11 protein-coding genes are annotated in these 14,997 nt (G+C 62.9%); 5 read left to right on the plus strand and 6 right to left on the minus strand.

The genetic code is table 11. From position 1 onward, the window contains the following. Positions 1-329: 329 nt before the first annotated feature. From V6R86_RS00205 to V6R86_RS00215, 3 genes are all read right to left on the minus strand, one after another. A complete protein-coding gene (locus V6R86_RS00205; protein ID WP_338501068.1) occupies positions 330-1,328 on the minus strand; it encodes a sensor domain-containing diguanylate cyclase in 999 nt (332 codons plus the stop codon). A 1,558-nt stretch (positions 1,329-2,886) separates the two neighbouring features. Further along, positions 2,887-3,579 (minus strand): anti-sigma factor, encoded by a 693-nt coding sequence (locus V6R86_RS00210; RefSeq protein ID WP_338501069.1) that lies wholly within the window; start codon positions 3,577-3,579, stop codon positions 2,887-2,889. Then, on the minus strand, positions 3,576-4,082 hold the full coding sequence (locus V6R86_RS00215) for an RNA polymerase sigma factor (RefSeq protein ID WP_338501070.1): 507 nt from the start codon (positions 4,080-4,082) through the stop codon (positions 3,576-3,578). Before V6R86_RS00215 ends, V6R86_RS00210 begins: the two co-directional genes overlap by 4 nt. Positions 4,083-4,156: 74 nt before the next feature. Here V6R86_RS00215 and V6R86_RS00220 point away from each other — a divergent pair, with 74 nt between their 5' ends. The 4 genes from V6R86_RS00220 to V6R86_RS00235 all read left to right on the plus strand — a co-directional run bounded on the left by V6R86_RS00220 (position 4,157) and on the right by V6R86_RS00235 (position 9,774). Further along, positions 4,157-5,500: a S8 family serine peptidase gene (locus V6R86_RS00220; protein WP_338501071.1), complete on the plus strand. Its 1,344-nt coding sequence runs from the start codon at positions 4,157-4,159 to the stop codon at positions 5,498-5,500. A 98-nt stretch (positions 5,501-5,598) separates the two neighbouring features. Further along, a complete protein-coding gene (locus V6R86_RS00225) occupies positions 5,599-6,255 on the plus strand; it encodes a hypothetical protein (protein ID WP_338501072.1) in 657 nt (218 codons plus the stop codon). Positions 6,256-6,549: 294 nt separating this feature from the next. Next, positions 6,550-8,391, plus strand: coding sequence for a serine hydrolase (locus V6R86_RS00230; protein WP_338505344.1), 1,842 nt, complete (start codon positions 6,550-6,552; stop codon positions 8,389-8,391). Positions 8,392-9,057: 666 nt separating this feature from the next. Further along, complete coding sequence (locus tag V6R86_RS00235; RefSeq protein ID WP_338501074.1) at positions 9,058-9,774, plus strand: hypothetical protein; 717 nt, start codon at positions 9,058-9,060, stop codon at positions 9,772-9,774. A gap of 590 nt (positions 9,775-10,364) precedes the next feature. Here the strand turns inward: V6R86_RS00235 and V6R86_RS00240 are convergent. Continuing rightward, positions 10,365-10,889: a fasciclin domain-containing protein gene (locus tag V6R86_RS00240; protein ID WP_338501075.1), complete on the minus strand. Its 525-nt coding sequence runs from the start codon at positions 10,887-10,889 to the stop codon at positions 10,365-10,367. A gap of 359 nt (positions 10,890-11,248) precedes the next feature. Here V6R86_RS00240 and V6R86_RS00245 point away from each other — a divergent pair, with 359 nt between their 5' ends. After that, the gene (locus tag V6R86_RS00245; RefSeq protein ID WP_338501076.1) at positions 11,249-11,743 is read left to right on the plus strand and encodes a hypothetical protein; all 495 of its coding nucleotides are present in this window, start codon (positions 11,249-11,251) and stop codon (positions 11,741-11,743) included. A gap of 266 nt (positions 11,744-12,009) precedes the next feature. Here V6R86_RS00245 and V6R86_RS00250 read toward each other — a convergent pair whose 3' ends face one another. After that, positions 12,010-14,346 (minus strand): putative bifunctional diguanylate cyclase/phosphodiesterase, encoded by a 2,337-nt coding sequence (locus V6R86_RS00250; RefSeq protein ID WP_338501077.1) that lies wholly within the window; start codon positions 14,344-14,346, stop codon positions 12,010-12,012. Next, a complete protein-coding gene (locus tag V6R86_RS00255; protein WP_338501078.1) occupies positions 14,346-14,939 on the minus strand; it encodes a methylamine utilization protein in 594 nt (197 codons plus the stop codon). The genes V6R86_RS00250 and V6R86_RS00255 overlap by 1 nt, the downstream gene beginning before the upstream one ends. Positions 14,940-14,997: the final 58 nt, after the last annotated feature.

The following is a 14,997-nucleotide window of genomic DNA, read 5'->3' on the forward strand; positions in this document are numbered from 1 at the left end:
TTACCGAGAACACGGTTGTATGCCCAGTAACCCCCACTGGTCACATCTGTTTTAGGTTAAGTGAGTGCCTGGCGAGTGACTTAGTTGCCCCCGCTGCGGCGGATTGCACTAGCTTGCCCCTCTTCGAGCTCTGTGCGAAAGCATCGTTGCCAGCTCGAGGTGGCCCAACGAGCATCGGTCGCTAGCCTTTCTTCCTCTAGCCTAGTTGGTGGGAACAGGCCCTTGTGTCGGCTTAGGTCGAGTGTCGCTTACTCGTTGCCGATCAAGGCTGAGAGGGCGCACTTTTTGTCCGCCCTCAACAACAATGATGCATGCGCCGATGAGCGGACCTATGCCGCCGCAGCTCTCTCGTCCTGCTCGTTTACGACGACCTGGTTTCTGCCACCTCGCTTGGCGCTGTATAGCGCGGCGTCAGCCGCTAAGATCCATTCATCGGAGTCTGTCACCGAAGTCGCGATTGGTGCGACTCCGAAACTCGCTGTCACCTTGATGCCTGTCGAAAAGCCCACCGTCAGCTGCTCCACTGTCTGCCTGAGCTTCTCGGCAACGGCGGTTGCGGCGCAGTTATCAGCTTCGTCCAAGACGATGCCAAATTCCTCGCCACCAAGGCGCCCAAGGACGTCGTTGGCGCGTAGCGCGTTGCGGCAGGCAGCGACAATCGCCTTCAAAACTGCGTCGCCTCCTGGATGCCCATAACAATCGTTGATCTTCTTGAAGTGATCGATGTCGAAGAGGATCAGCGCAGAGGCTCGCTGATGGCGATGGAAACGAGCGATCTCCTTGTCCATCGCCTGCACGAACCCGCGCCTAGTCAAAGCGTTGGTTAGATGATCCCGCTCTGCGATGCGGCGCAGCTCCAGCTCATCGACGACTAGCGACGCAAGGTTGCTGAGTATTTCGATCTGAGCTTGGCTGAACTCACGCGGCACGACGTCAATGGCGCACAGCGCCCCCACGTTGTAGCCGTCGGGAGTCTGCAAGGGCACCCCCGCGTAACTGCGGATGTTTGGATCGTCCAAGACTAGAGGGTTCACCTTGAAGCGATCGTCCTGAAGCGCATCGTCTACGATAAGAGGCTCAGTCTGGCGAATGGCATGGCTGCAGAACGAAACGGACCGCGGGGTCTCTCTGGTTTCTAGACCACATATTGACTTGAACCATTGCCGGTCCCGATCGATCAGTGAAACGGCTGAAATTGGAACTCCGAGCACGGAGCGGACCAAGGACGTGATCTTGTCAAATTGCTGTTCAGGTGCGGTATCCAACACACCATAACGATGAAGCGCAGCCAAGCGGGCGTGTTCATCCGTGAGCTTTCGATCAAGCATTGGTAGCTTCCCCAAGGGCTTTAATCGCTTCTACAAGTTCGGCTCTGTAGGCAGAGATCAGCTGGTCGACGCTTTGCTCAATAGCCTCTTCAGTCATGCCAAAGCTTCGAAGCTGACCCACTAGTTGAGCGACATGTTCTTTATGACGAGCGGCAGCCGCGCGTAGCTGCTCAGGTATTTCGATGTCTCGTAGATCGTTTCGCAGCACACCCTCCCACGCTGGTGACACAAACGGCATGCTAGCGGCCAAGAGTTTACGTAATCCTGCGTTCGCATTCAGAGTGACAGCTGTGCTTGGACGTCTGCCCATGTTGCCATGACGGCATTGGAAACCGAGTCAGTCCTCGTTGGGAGCACCTGCGCGGCTATCGATGGAGCCACTGGCGCGACCCCAAGCGTTGAGCCTGCCGCCGTAATGGCAAACCGCCGACAGCGTACCCGAAGCTTGCCTCTGCGTCGCAGCCGTCTTCTCGCGTGCAGTGGCAAGCTGGCAATGCGCCATACCGGCAGCGCTGGCCGCAAAGGAAACGACGGTCCCAGCAAACGGCATTTCGTAGGTGCGTTCGGTGATCGATCCGACTACTGGGGAGTAGGTCAGCAGGCGCAGTCCTGGCCTAAGCAGAGGTACAGTCAGCACCACCATTGAGGCTAGGCCACTTGTATCCACAAACATCCGGATCGGGTGGAAAGCAGACGTGCGCTCTAGGCTACATCGCATCGATCTGGTTGGTAAAGCTTTGCTGCCTAATCGAGAGCTGCGGTGACAACCGAGAGTGGCTCCGACACTGCTGCCTCAACCATGCCAGCCCCAACTAAGGCTAAACCAATGCTCGCCGCACTAATTGAGCAGAACTCAATCGATCGTCCTAGCAGCCTACTCTGCTCGTGCTTGTTTATCGGAGCGGGCTCTCGGGGAACAGCTCGCCGTTCGCCCAGTGCTGACGAGGCGGGAGCGGCACCTTCGTCATTATCTTGTCCTGTTATCAAGGCTTCAATGGGCAGGGGATCTTGGGTGCAGACTCCAAACCGATGATCTTTAGACCACACGACACGCCCGACAATAACATGGCGGCCGCGCCTCACTTCGATGTAGCTGTTCTCTGGCGGAGCCACAAAACTATGGATCAAGAGACCGCGAGACGACATGTTTAGGAGGCATACGTCAGCCCATCTTGAGCCTGCCTGCATTCTAGCCTTTATAAGCACCTTCTTGCGAGGTTCTCTGGCACGCAAACCCTGACTAAGCAGATGACCCATGGACGTACCCCCCGGTAGTTCCCTTCGGAAGATTCGTTGCAGATGCTCATTGTCGAAGGATAAAGAACGCTTCCAAATTGGGCCGAACTAAACGTGCGTGTTTAAGATGACGATGGACTGATTGAGGTGTCTGCCTTGGGTCGAAAGCAGACATCCTCACTGCCGGCGGAGTGGCTGCTTTTGGCCGTACTCTGCCCGTCTGGAGTTGGGGTCCTCACGCAGAAAGCTGCCAATGGTTTAGGTAGGTGCTCCGCTATTCGTGCCTGATCCGCGAGGCAGACGCGAGCTTGCGCAGGTGGGCCTAATCTTCCCACTGCTTCGTGACGGCTTGCGCTTCCGCCGCTGGGTCGAACGCTTCGCCTGCAATGCGACTATCGATGAGCGCGGAAAGTGCCGGATCCTGGCCACTCGCCATCCGATAATCCCCCTGAGTGAAGCCGGAGCGGACCAAGCCCTCGATTGCCCAGTTCTCACCCCTGCGGCAGGCTAGGCCGTTCTGAGCTTCAGCGGCGAACGTACGGCAGTAGCGGCCCTCCCGGTCCTTGAAGCTAAGGCCGATACGAACACCATTCTGCTCGCCGGCAGCAGCCAATTGGCGGTCTAGAGCCGCGTCCAGGGACCCGGCGGCCGCAAGCTGTCCGCCTGTCGACCGAAACGGGCCGCCCTCCCGTGGCACATTGGTGCCGATCAGGAGTCCGAGCGCCAGGCTGGCGGCCGCGGCCAGCCCGACAACGCTCCACTGACGCCGGCGAGCGCGTGCGGCAAAGTCGATCACTTCGGCGGTTCGTGGCTCCGCCGCCGTCTGAAGACGATCGGGCACGGGTGCGGCCAGGACCGGTGCGAACGCCGCGGAAAGCCTGTTCGACAGTGCCCGGTGCTGGCCCGCGAAGGCGGCGAGTTCGGGATCGGCCGCAACCCTCGCGGCCATTGCGCTCGCCTGCGGGTCCGGAAGCTCTCCATCCAGCCAGGCGTAGAAGTTGGGATCGTCGGTCATTCGTCACTTTCCTCGCCAAGCGCCGCAAGAAGGGCATTGCGCCCGCGTACCAACCGGCTCGACACCGTGCCGATCGGTTGCCCGAGCAGCTCGGCGACCTCCCGGTAGCCAAGGCCTTCGATCATGATCAGGGCAACGACCTCCCGCTGTTCGTCGGGCAAGCGGCCCATTGCCCGCATGACGTTTGCCAGTTCCGCCGAGCGCTCGATGTCGGCCGCACCGTCGAAGCCCTGACGCTCGCCCTCTTCCGGTGGCGCTTCCCACGCCGCCTTGCGCTGCCTGCTGCGAGCCTCGTCGATCCACAGGTTGCGAGTGATGCGGAACAGCCAGCTGTCGAGCCTGGTGCCAGGCGTGAACTGCGCCCGGCTGCGAAGCGCCCGCTCGACCGCGAGCGCTGCCAGATCGTCCGCGTCCGCCGGGTGACGCGACAGCGCGAAGGCGAAGCGCCGCACCCGTGGCAGCAGCGATGCGACTCCTTGGGCAAACTCGTCCTGGCTGTTCATTGCTCTCCATGAGGATGAAACGAGGAGGCTGCGCCGTTTCATCCCTGACGACGAACTGATTAGGATGCCCGGGAATGTCCAGACACTCTTCCGCCCTTGCCGCTCTGCTGCTGGCCGGCGCCGCAATTGCCGCTGGCGGCGCGGCCCAGGCGCAACTGCTGCCTTCGCTTCCGGTCGGCAACCTGCCCGTTCCGCTGCCGGACGCCGTTCGCGGTACACCACTGGTCGGCGAGCTTCTGCGCGGCCTTACCCCGACAGAGCGGCGCGCGGCGACGGTCCCCAGCCTCGACCGGCTCGGGGTCGGTCCGGCCGTCGGTGACCTTGGCCGGGAAACGCTTGCAGAGCTGCGCCGTCTTCGCCTTGCCGAGCTGATCCGCGCCAATCCGGCGCTGCTCGACGTCGGGTCCGACGGGGCACCGATCCGGCGCGGCGTGCTGGTCGCGATCGACCCGACCGAAGCCCAGTTAAGGGCTGCGACTTCGGCGGGCTTCACGGTCGAGACCCGCGAGGACCTCGGCGGCCTCGTCAGTGTCGTGCTCAAGGTTCCCGTGCGGCTTTCCGCCCGGGCAGCCATGCGGCGGCTGGCCGAGGTCGCACCCGGGCTCACGGCCGATTACGATCATGTCTACGAGCCGGCGGGCGGAGCGCTCCTGCCGGGTGCCGGCGCGCTGCTCGCCGCCGCGGCGCCGCCGCCGATGCCGGTTGGAAAGACCATCGTCATGATCGATGGGGGCGTGGCCCCGCACCCAAGCCTCGCCGGTGCCTCGATCGTGCAGCAGGGCTTTGCCGGACCGGCAAAGGCAACCGGACACGGCACGGCGGTCGCCTCGCTGCTGGTAGGGCGCGACGGTGCCTTTCGCGGTGCCGCCGGTGGAGCGAGGCTGTTCGTCGCCGACGTCTACGGCGGCAGCCCGGCGGCGGGCAGCGCAAGCGCCATCGTCAGGGCGCTCGCCTGGGCCTCGTCCAAGCAGCCCGACGCCATCAGCATCAGCCTCGTGGGCCCCAGTAATCTCTTGCTTCAGCGCGCCGTCGCGCTCCTCGCCAGGCGCCAGATCCGGATGGCGGCGGCGGTTGGCAATGACGGTCCCGCAGCGCCGATCCAATATCCGGCCGCCTATCCGGGCGTCACGGCAGTCACTGCCGTCGATGCGCGCGACCGGGCACTGCCCGAAGCCGGCCGCGCCGCCCGTCTGGACTATGCCGCGCCGGGGTCGGACATGGCCGCGGCCCTGCCTGGCCGTGGCTATGCGAAGGTTCGCGGCACCAGCTTCGCGACCCCGCTCGTGGCCGCCCGGCTCGCTGCCACCCCTTCGGTGCAGGCGCTGGAACGGGAGGTGCTCAGGGGCAAAGGCCGGATCGGCCGCGGCATTCTCTGCGGAACCTGCCGCACCGACCCGAAAGTTGTCGGAGCGAAATAAAAATCCGCGAGCGGGGATGAAGCTCGAAGTAGCCGTCGTTCTCGACAGGCAAGCACCCCGTGGCTGCACGACGTAGAACGACAGGAAAGGTCAAAGATATGATCCGTTTCACCATCGCGCTGGCCCTCGCCGCCGGCATTGCAACCCCGGCCTCCGCGCAGCTTCTCGGCAATTCCGGTGGTTCAATCGGCGGGATGGTCAACGGCACGCTCAACGGCAGCAACTCGGTCGGCGGCACCATCGGCGGTGCGCTCGGCGGCGGCGGCGCGCTCGGCGGCACGCTCAACAATGTCTCGGGCAGCGTGACCAAGAGCGTGACCAGCAGCGTCGCGGGCACCGGCGAGGTCCGCTCGAGTCGCTCGGTCGACACCCGCAGCGGCTCGGCCGGCGGCAACCTCGGACTGGCCGGATCGCTGGCCGGCACTGCCGAGGGCGCACTTGCGGCGACCGGAATGGGCCAGTCCGGCGGCCTTGCGGGATCGCTCAGTGGCAATGCGTCGGGCGAAAAGAACGCAAGCTTGGGCGTCCAGGGTGTCGGCACCGACCACGTCGGCTCCGTCGCCGGAAGCGCGACTGGCATAGCAAGTGGTCAGCTGGCGGCGGCGCAGGAGCACGCGGGTGCCGTGCGCGGCGAGCTTCAGGGCCGGGCCGAAGGCGCCATTTCGTCGGCTCGCCGGACGAGCGGCTCGCTGACCGCATCCGGGCAGGCCAGCGGCTCCGCCCAGGGCAGCGTCCGCAAGTCCAGCGACGACTGATCTGCACCGACTTGCAGCCCTCGCATGGGCCGGCACGCGCGGCCCGCCGTTCCTCCCGGCGGGCCGCTTGCGCCGTTACGGACCGAGCGGCAACCGATGGCCGTCAGGAGAATGACCGGTCTTGGCGGCAAGGCCATGAAAGCGGCCGCTGGTTCATCGGCGGGCGAATGTCTGTTTTCGACCCATTGCGGACATCAGCGACCTGCAGCTGAAAGGCAGTCGGAGCTCGCCTTGACCCAGTCGGGTCGCCTCGCAAGTATAGGCTACGATACAACATGATGTCTGTGAGGCGTGATGAAGAATGGAATGCGACTTCTTCCAGGTTGGCGTGCCCTCCTGTTCTTCATGCTGACGAGTGGTTCGTCTCAAGTCTCCAATGCTGCCGAGGTCCCGGCATGCCGGATGCCGGATGCCAAGGCCGGCGGCGTGGTCAATGATCACACAAGGTACGTCGAAACCAATCTCCTCCCCGCCGTGATGGAAGCTGGCGCGAGGCCGCTCACCCTCGCTGACCGCATGAAGGCCTATGGCGTGCCCGGGATCAGCGTGGCGGTCATCCACAACGGTAAACTCGACTGGGCGCGCGGTTGGGGCGTTCGCCACAGCGAAGATTGCAAGCCGGTGACGACGGAGACGGTTTTCCAGGCCGCCTCCATCAGCAAGGCTGTCACGGCCGCCTTGGCGCTCCGACTGGTGGAGCAGGGCAGGCTGACCCTGGACAAGGACATCAATCTCGCACTCCGCTCCTGGAAGTTGCCGACGAGCGCGGCCTCGAATCAACAACCGGTCACGCTCCGCCACCTCCTCAGCCACACCGCCGGGCTCAACCTGCACGGCTTCCCCGGCTACCGCGCGGGCTCGGCTCTCCCCACACCCGTTCAGATCCTCGACGGCCGGCCCCCCGCCAACACCGAAGCGGTACGCTCGATCCTCCCTGTCGGTGCCGAATGGCGTTACTCGGGCGGCGGTTATGTCGTCGCACAGGTCGCCCTCGAGGATGTCACCGGCAGGTCGTTTGCGGACCTTGCCGAACGGGAAATCTTCCGACCACTCGGCATGCGGCACAGCGCTTACGCTCAGCCCCTGTCGGGCCCCATCGGCCGCAACGCGGCGAGCGGTCACCATGAAGGCAAGGTGATCCCCGGCGCGCATCACGTCTATCCGGAACTCGCACCGGCGGGGCTCTGGACCTCGGCAGGCGACCTCGCCCTGTTCCTGCTCGACATCCAGAAGTCTGCAAGCGGCAAACGCGGAACGCTGCTCTCGCCATCGCTGGTCAAGGCCATGCTGTCGCCGGTAAAGGGCGAATGGGGCCTGGGTCCGGCACTATCCGGAGCCGGGACAAGCCGCCGCTTCGGTCATGACGGCGTCAACGAGGGTTTCCAGTCCACTATGGCTGCCTACGTCGACAAGGGGGAGGGCATCGTTGTGCTTACCAACGGCGCGGGCAAGCGCCTCGCCGACGAGATCGTACGGGCGGTGGCAACCGACTATGGCTGGACCGAACTGGCCAGCAAGCCGGTCATCGAAGCCGCCCTGCCCATCGCCGCACTTGCCGCTCTGGCCGGCCCTTACGAGGGTGGCGGACTCTCCGTGTTCCTCGATCTTCGTGAAGGCCACTTGTTCGCACAGACCGGTGGACCGGAGCCGGAGCGCCTGGTCGCCATCTCTTCCGAACGGTTCAAGACCTCCGCAAGCGGGATCGTGGTCGAGTTCGACCGTGAAGCAGAGGGTAAGGCAACCGGTTTCCGGATCGTCGAAGGCGGACCGTCCATCACGCTTGCGAGAGTGACCGCCAAGGCTGTCGACCCGCTGTCTGTGCCTCTGTTCGTCCGCGGCTCGATGAACGGCTGGAGCGTTGAGGCACCGCTCCGCAAATTGTCCGACGGCAGCCTCTCGGCAGACCTACTTCTGGGCGCCGGCGAGCACCAGCTGAAGATCGGAGCAGCGGACTGGTCGGTGGCCGACTACGGTCTCGTCGGCTCGACGATCGTCAAGGAGCCAGTCGAAGGATTGCCGCTCATCCTGCGCGGCGGCAATATTCGCCTCTCGATCACGAACGCTGGCACCTATCGTTTCAAGATCACGCCGGCACCAAAGGAGCCTTTCCTCTCGATTCGGCGGGTAGGCGGCTAGTCTCCGCTTTCCACCCATTGCAGACGTTCGGGAGGCCGAGAGCGCTTCGCCTGCACTTATGTCTGCTTTGGGTGGAAAGCGGACATGGTCGCTGCTTACTCTTGCGTCGCTAGCGACAGACCCGTGCTTTTTCCGAATATCGGGTGACAGCCCGTCCCGCCCTCACCTGCGCGCAAGATAGATCGACCCCACTCGCCGAGCAGAACGCAACTATCCGCTTGTAGCTGGTGCCAAGAGCCTCGCAGCGTAGCGTGCGCGCCGAAGCCAAGCCGGCAAGTGAGAGCCTAGAGGCTGCCCCATCACCAGCCACGCATTTTCTCCCAGGCGCGCACGGGCTAATCTCAGGCGCATCAATGCCAGCAAGGCGGACTCGCACCCCACTGGCGCAACGCAACGTGTCCCCGTCAGTGATCTTCGCAACATCGCAAGTAAATGAATTGGTCGAGCTCGATCGTTGGACATGAGTTTTCTGTCTGGTGACGGCAGTGGACTTGCCAACCTGGCGAACACCGAAGTCGGTAGCTTGCAAGGCGGCTAGGGCCAGGAGGCTGAGCATGAGGCCGAGACTATCACGAAACCAAGATATGCCAATGTCCGCTTTCGACCCATTGCGGACATTCACCGCCCATGAAAGAACGCTAAGGGAGCGGGTCGGGGGCGTCGCTGATGCGAGATGGGGCAAGAAGGCGTTCGATCTTATTCCTTAGGCTGGCCGCCCTCGGAGTAGCAGTTGCGGCAATCGGCTTCGGGAAGACCTTTTTCTATCCGCTGGTGACCGGCACCTTTCGTGCTGACCCGATGGTCTACGTCCACGGCATCTTCCTGTTCGGCTGGGTGGGCTTTTTCCTGTCGCAGTCGGTGCTGATCCACAAGAAACGCCTTCGCCTGCACAAGCAAATTGGTTGGGCTGGTGCGTTCATCGCGGCAGGAGTGGTGCTTACCACACTCTATGTTGCGGTTCTCGCGAGCCGCAGAAGCGCCGCCGGCGGTAGCCCCGCAGCAAACGGTGAGCTTCTCGTCATCATGATTGAGATGCTGGTTTTTGGTGCGCTGATCACCGCAGCGATACAGCTTCGCAGAAAACCGGAAGCCCATAAGAGATTGATGCTGCTGGCCCTCATCGCTTCGCTAGGTCCGGCCTGGTTCCGCTTCCGCCACTATTTTCCCGAAGTGAGTAATCCGCTGTTCTTCTATTCTGTACTGATCGCTGACTCCCTCATTGCTGTGGGCGCTATTGCCGACTACCTTCGCGAGAAGCGGGTCCATCCCATCTACATCTTTGTCGGTGGCGGTATGTTTCTCGTGCACCTCGTCGAGGTCTTCGCCTTTGACACGGCTGCATTTCAGGTGCTCGCAGATCTAATTGCCGGGCCACTCATCTGAGTCCTCGTGCGGTAAGCAGCATCTCGAACGGAAACAGGGTCACACCCCTACTGAACGAAACGACCGAAAGTCTGAGTTCGACCCATTACGGACATTACTAACTTGGCTCACGGTGGGTGGGTGGCGCAGAACTCACGACTGAAAGGCGCGAGAGGTCTCGCGTATTTGGCTTCGGTACTATGGCTTGTGACCGCCGCGTTCTTCGGCTCACTATACTGGTCAGTGGTGGACCGGGTCGGCTTCGTGGAACCGCATAGATTGCTCTACGCCGTTGGTCTGCCGCTTACTGTCGCCGGCATTAATGTCGCTCTTGCATCCCTCAGCGCTCGCCATGCCAACCGCCTCTGGGTGACATGGCTTTGCACGGGAATCGGGCTTTACTCGATCTGTGGTCTGCTTGGTTTTTGCATGATGTCCGGCGGAGGGATTTAGCCGGCGGCGCTTACGTCTGCTTCCTACCGACTGAAGACATCACGGGCGCCGGTGAGACATCGACTGCGACACTTTCGAGCGTTCCGCTCAAGAGGGCACAAGGAGGTGCGGCAACCCGCCGCGAGGGGTTGAACGACGGGTCGCCGGCTTACACCAAGTCAGCTCGGGAGAGAGACTGCATTGGTGACGTGAATGACGCCATTGGATTGCAGGACGTCTGCCTGGGTGACGGTGGCCGTGCCACCCTTGGCATCGACCAGAACGATGGAGCTACCCTGCATGCGCGCAGTCAGAGTGCCACCCTGCACGGTGCGAAGCTGAGCGGTTCCGCCGCCAGCGCGTATCTGGGACATCAGGTCACTGGCGGTAAGCCGGCCGGCAACGACATGGTAGGTAAGGACACTTTGCAGCGTCGCCTTGTTCTCGGGCTTCAACAGTGTTTCCACCGTACCGGCCGGAAGCGCTGCAAAGGCCGCGTTCGTTGGGGCGAAGACTGTAAATGGCCCTGCGCCGGACAATGTTTCAACGAGCCCTGCTGCCTTTACGGCCGCGACCAGCGTCGTGTGGTCGCTAGAGTTGACCGCATTCTCAACGATGGTGCGAGAGGGGTACATCGCAGCACCGCCAACCATCACCGTCTGCTCGCCTTGAGCGCTGCTCATCCCATCTTCGGTCGTTGTCATGCAGGCGCCAAGTGGGCTGGCAAGAACAGCCACACAAAAGATCAATGGTAACTTCTGCGACCTCATTCCTGTCTCCCTTGTCTCCGGCCCTCGCGTCGAGCCTTGCCAGTGAAGTTACGGGAAAGAGCGAGAAGCGGATGCAATTCCACTTCGGAGGCGAGCGGCGATTGCATGATCGCTGGTCGGGCGTGATCGCTGCTATGAACGCATCTACTTGCGATTTGGTGAGGGCAGCAATCCCGAGCCCGCCTCAGCCTCTGAAAGCTGTGCCAAGAGGCTGGCGTGGATGTCTGCTTACGACCCATTGCGGACATAGGATCCTCCTGTCAGCTTGCTCCGGCAGCAGGCAGGAGGGTGACTTGTTCACGGTGCTTATATTGCTAGCTACGCCCGCTTACACTGTGCCGCCCGGCTTGGCGGGGGTGGCCGGCCTGCAAGGTTGCTGGCAAGTGACCGGGAAAACGCTAGGCGACGACACGGTCGGGGTTGCGCGCGGTCAGTGGCATCTCGGCAGCCGCTATTTTAACCTGCAATTTCGGACGATCGGGTCAGACCCCTACGAGGCGTCGATAACCTATGGCGCTGGTGAGCAGCCCCGCGCTATCGGATCGATCTATCTTGATACGACGGGCGGCTTATACGAACCGTCGCTCGGTCTCGGCGAGCTTGCAGATCACGGTTTCGTGCAACGCTACCGCTTTTCAAGCGCGGACTACCTCAATCGCTTCAGACGCACCGATACTGGCTGGCGCTGGACGATCACCGTGCAGGCGAAGGGCAAGCCCGATTCAGTATTTGCAGATTATCATCTGCAGCGCTCCGCCTCATGTCGTGGAATGCAGTTCCAGTATTAAGTAGGTGATGGGAGGTCACTCCATACGTCCGCCTTCCACCCAAACGCAGACATTGGACGTGCCAACGATTGCTTGGTCGGATGAGAGACGCAGACAATCCATTCTGTAGAACTAATGGCGAAGAACTTGACGCCCTTGTCCACAGGCACGGCTTCATGCGCGAGGTAAGCAGAGTTGGAATTGTCGAACATCTACTTAGTCCAGCTACTTGACCTTCAGTGTATCCTCGCCTTTTAGCAGGCACCTTGGAGAAAGCCGCGAGCGGCTCAGGCGACGGCGCGCTGTTCAGTGTCTGCGAGGGCGATCGAGGCCGCTTCAACAGCGCACACAGGTCGGCCCAGCAGAAAGCCTTGAATGCTGCTGCAGCCCTGCGCCCGAAGGCGCTCATACTGCTCTATGTGTTCGACACCCTCGGCCGTTGTTTCCATACCGAGTGCGTTGGCGAGGTCGACGATCGCTTGAACGATTGCGGCGGCGCTACTCTCTGTTTCGATGTCGTCGACGAAGCTTTTGTCGATCTTGATCTTGTCGAACGGAAAGGTCCGCAGATAGCTGAGCGACGAATAGCCGGTCCCGAAATCATCAAGCGAGATGCGTACGCCCAACCTGCGCAGGCGGTGCAGCATGCGGACGGTATCGCAGCTGTTGTCGAGAAAGATGGATTCTGTAATTTCCAGTTCCAGCCGCTCCGCGGCCAACCCGCCATTCGCGAGCGCCTGGAGAATGACTCGGTTCAGCGCCGGATTGCGGAACTGGATCGGTGACACGTTGACCGCCACCCGGACATGGCTCGGCCAGTCGTGGGCCCGGCGGCAGGCTTCCTGCAGCACCCACTCACCGATCCGCAGCATCAGTCCGCTTTCCTCGGCGACCCGCACGAACTGATCGGGCCCGATAACCCCGCGCTTGGGATGATTCCAGCGCAGCAGCGCCTCGAAGCAGACCACCTGCCGCTCTTCGGCCGCGAAGATCGGCTGGAAATGGAGCTCGAACTGGCCGAGCAGAAGCGCCTCGCGAAGATCGATCTCGAGCTGGCGGCGATATTGCGCTTCGTCGTTCAGCGCCGGCTCGAAAAAGCGGAACACGCCGCGGCCGTCCTGCTTGGCCCGGTATAGCGCAAGGTCGGCATTCTTTAGCAGGGCATCAGCGCTCGTTCCATCGCCCGGCGCGATGGCGATTCCGATGCTGGTTCCGATCAGGGCCTGCTGCCCCTCGATCACGAACGGCCGCTGGATGGCTTCGATCACCTTGCGAGAATTGCGCATGCTTTGCTCGCTGTCGCGGTTTTCGTCGAGGATGATGGCGAACTCGTCGCCGCCCAACCGCGCGATGAAAGCATCGGGGAGGATCTTGCTGAGCCGGCGGCTGACCTCGATCAGCAGCTTGTCGCCAAACGGGTGCCCGAGCGTATCGTTGACATGCTTGAAGCCGTCGAGATCGAGGCTGAGGATCGACAGGTGCGAACCCAGCTCGCGCAGCCGGCGCAGCCGCGTATCCAGCTGCTCGCGGAAGAAGACGCGATTGGGTAGATCAGTCAGCGCGTCGTTCAGAGCCATGTGACTGATGCGATGCTCGCGTTCGACGATCTCGCTGGCCATGGAGTTGAACCGCTGGGCCAGGCGGGCGATCTCGTCGTCGCCGCGCACGGGCACGTCGATTCGATCGCCTTGCGCCAGCGAACGCGCGGCATCCTCCAGCTCGGTGATCGGCTGGGCGATACTGCGGGCCAGACGTGTGCTTGCGATAATGACCAGCAGCAGGCCGACCAGCGCCGCGACCAGGAAGCTGATCTGTAGCGGGCGGAAGCCGGCCATGGCCGACGCCAGAGGGTAGCGGATAAGCAGCATCGCCGCGCCTTGGCCTTCGGCCGCCCCAAGCGGTTTGACCACTGCGAACACTTCTTCCCCGCCAAGACGCATCAACTGCGGCGCGGCGCCGGCCTTCGACGTCAAGGCCGTCAGCGTGCGCTGCTCGTCGCTGCGGGCTGATTGCAGCTGCCACCCACCCTGAGGACTGCGCCACAGCACGTTGGCCTTGAGCGGGATGGCGGACAGTTTCTCGAGCGCGCGCATCTCGCCTTGGTCGAGGCGCACGGCGAAGATAATCCAGCCGATCTCGGTCGGAGCGAGCACCGGGCGGACAACGATCTGGAATGGTGCGTTGCCCGAGGCAATTACGGCGGTGCCGTGCCCTTCGGGGAAGGCGAACGGCAGGTCGGCGGCCTGGGCGCGCAACGACGGTGGGATGTCGCCGACGACCTGGCCGTCCTGGGTCACGACCAAGGTGAAGGTCGCTCCGGCCCGCCGGTTGAGGTTGGCGGCGGCCGAGGCGATGGTCGGTGCGTCGCCGGTGGCAAGCGCGTCGCGAAAGCCGAAATCGCGCGCCAGCACGTCTGCCTGGTCCCCAAGGGTCTGGATCCGTGCCGACCACAGGCGGTCGTAGATCAGCTCGCTGGCGGCGAGTTCCTTTTTCACAGTCTCGCTAGCATGGCGATCGATCATCGCCTGCGCGGCAAAGCCGAGCAAGACCATCGCGGCGACGAACAGGCCGGCATAGAGAAAGGCGAGCTTGCCTTGCAGCGTGCGGAAGCGGGGCAGGCTCATCAGCGACTCAGCGGGAGGCGGATGACGACCGGCGCCGAGGCGCTGCCGATCACGGTGACTTCCTGGTCACGGGCGCGGACCTGCGGATGCCACACTGTCAGCTGGAAGCGACCGGCCGGCGTGCCCGCGAGGCTCAGGCGGCCCGCCGCGTCGCTGGTGCCCGCGAACGGCGCATCGACCACCCGGATGAAGCCCCGCATCGCGTCGTGGATATTGCAGCCGACCGCCACCGTGCCCGGCTTGTCAAGCAACACCGAGCGGCTTTCATCGCGGCCGAACAGCTTCAGCTCGAAGCGCTTGGCCTTGCTGAAGGAAAAGACGTGGTGGCGGACCTTGTCGTAGTTGGGGAAGCTGACGGTGCTTCCGAGCGGCACCACCAGGGTACCCGGAGTGAACTGGATATTGCGCTGCCCCATGACCTTGGTCGACGCAAAGCGCGGGCCGCTCGCGGGCACGCCGAGCGGACGGGCGGAGACGACGGCATTCTGGACCGGTCGCCCGGCGGCATCGACCACCACCACGTTCAAGGTTGCGGCCGCTACGTTCCCCGGCAGGTTCAGGAGGGCGAAACCAGCAATTACAGGCAATCTCATCGAACGCTTTCGACAGGCGGTATAGCCTTGAGCGACGGGTATTAAGGCCAGTATCGTT

The sequence above is a fragment of the Sphingomonas kaistensis genome (genome assembly GCF_036884275.1).
Taxonomy (GTDB): domain Bacteria; phylum Pseudomonadota; class Alphaproteobacteria; order Sphingomonadales; family Sphingomonadaceae; genus Sphingomicrobium; species Sphingomicrobium kaistense_A.

Coding starts and splice junctions, on each gene's coding strand:
- V6R86_RS00205 (WP_338501068.1), bottom strand. CDS start 1,328: ATGCTTGATCGAAAGCTCACGGATGAACACGCCCGCTTGGCTGCGCTT.
- V6R86_RS00210 (WP_338501069.1), bottom strand. CDS start 3,579: ATGACCGACGATCCCAACTTCTACGCCTGGCTGGATGGAGAGCTTCCG.
- V6R86_RS00215 (WP_338501070.1), bottom strand. CDS start 4,082: ATGAACAGCCAGGACGAGTTTGCCCAAGGAGTCGCATCGCTGCTGCCA.
- V6R86_RS00220 (WP_338501071.1), top strand. CDS start 4,157: ATGTCCAGACACTCTTCCGCCCTTGCCGCTCTGCTGCTGGCCGGCGCC.
- V6R86_RS00225 (WP_338501072.1), top strand. CDS start 5,599: ATGATCCGTTTCACCATCGCGCTGGCCCTCGCCGCCGGCATTGCAACC.
- V6R86_RS00230 (WP_338505344.1), top strand. CDS start 6,550: ATGAAGAATGGAATGCGACTTCTTCCAGGTTGGCGTGCCCTCCTGTTC.
- V6R86_RS00235 (WP_338501074.1), top strand. CDS start 9,058: ATGCGAGATGGGGCAAGAAGGCGTTCGATCTTATTCCTTAGGCTGGCC.
- V6R86_RS00240 (WP_338501075.1), bottom strand. CDS start 10,889: ATGACAACGACCGAAGATGGGATGAGCAGCGCTCAAGGCGAGCAGACG.
- V6R86_RS00250 (WP_338501077.1), bottom strand. CDS start 14,346: ATGAGCCTGCCCCGCTTCCGCACGCTGCAAGGCAAGCTCGCCTTTCTC.
- V6R86_RS00255 (WP_338501078.1), bottom strand. CDS start 14,939: ATGAGATTGCCTGTAATTGCTGGTTTCGCCCTCCTGAACCTGCCGGGG.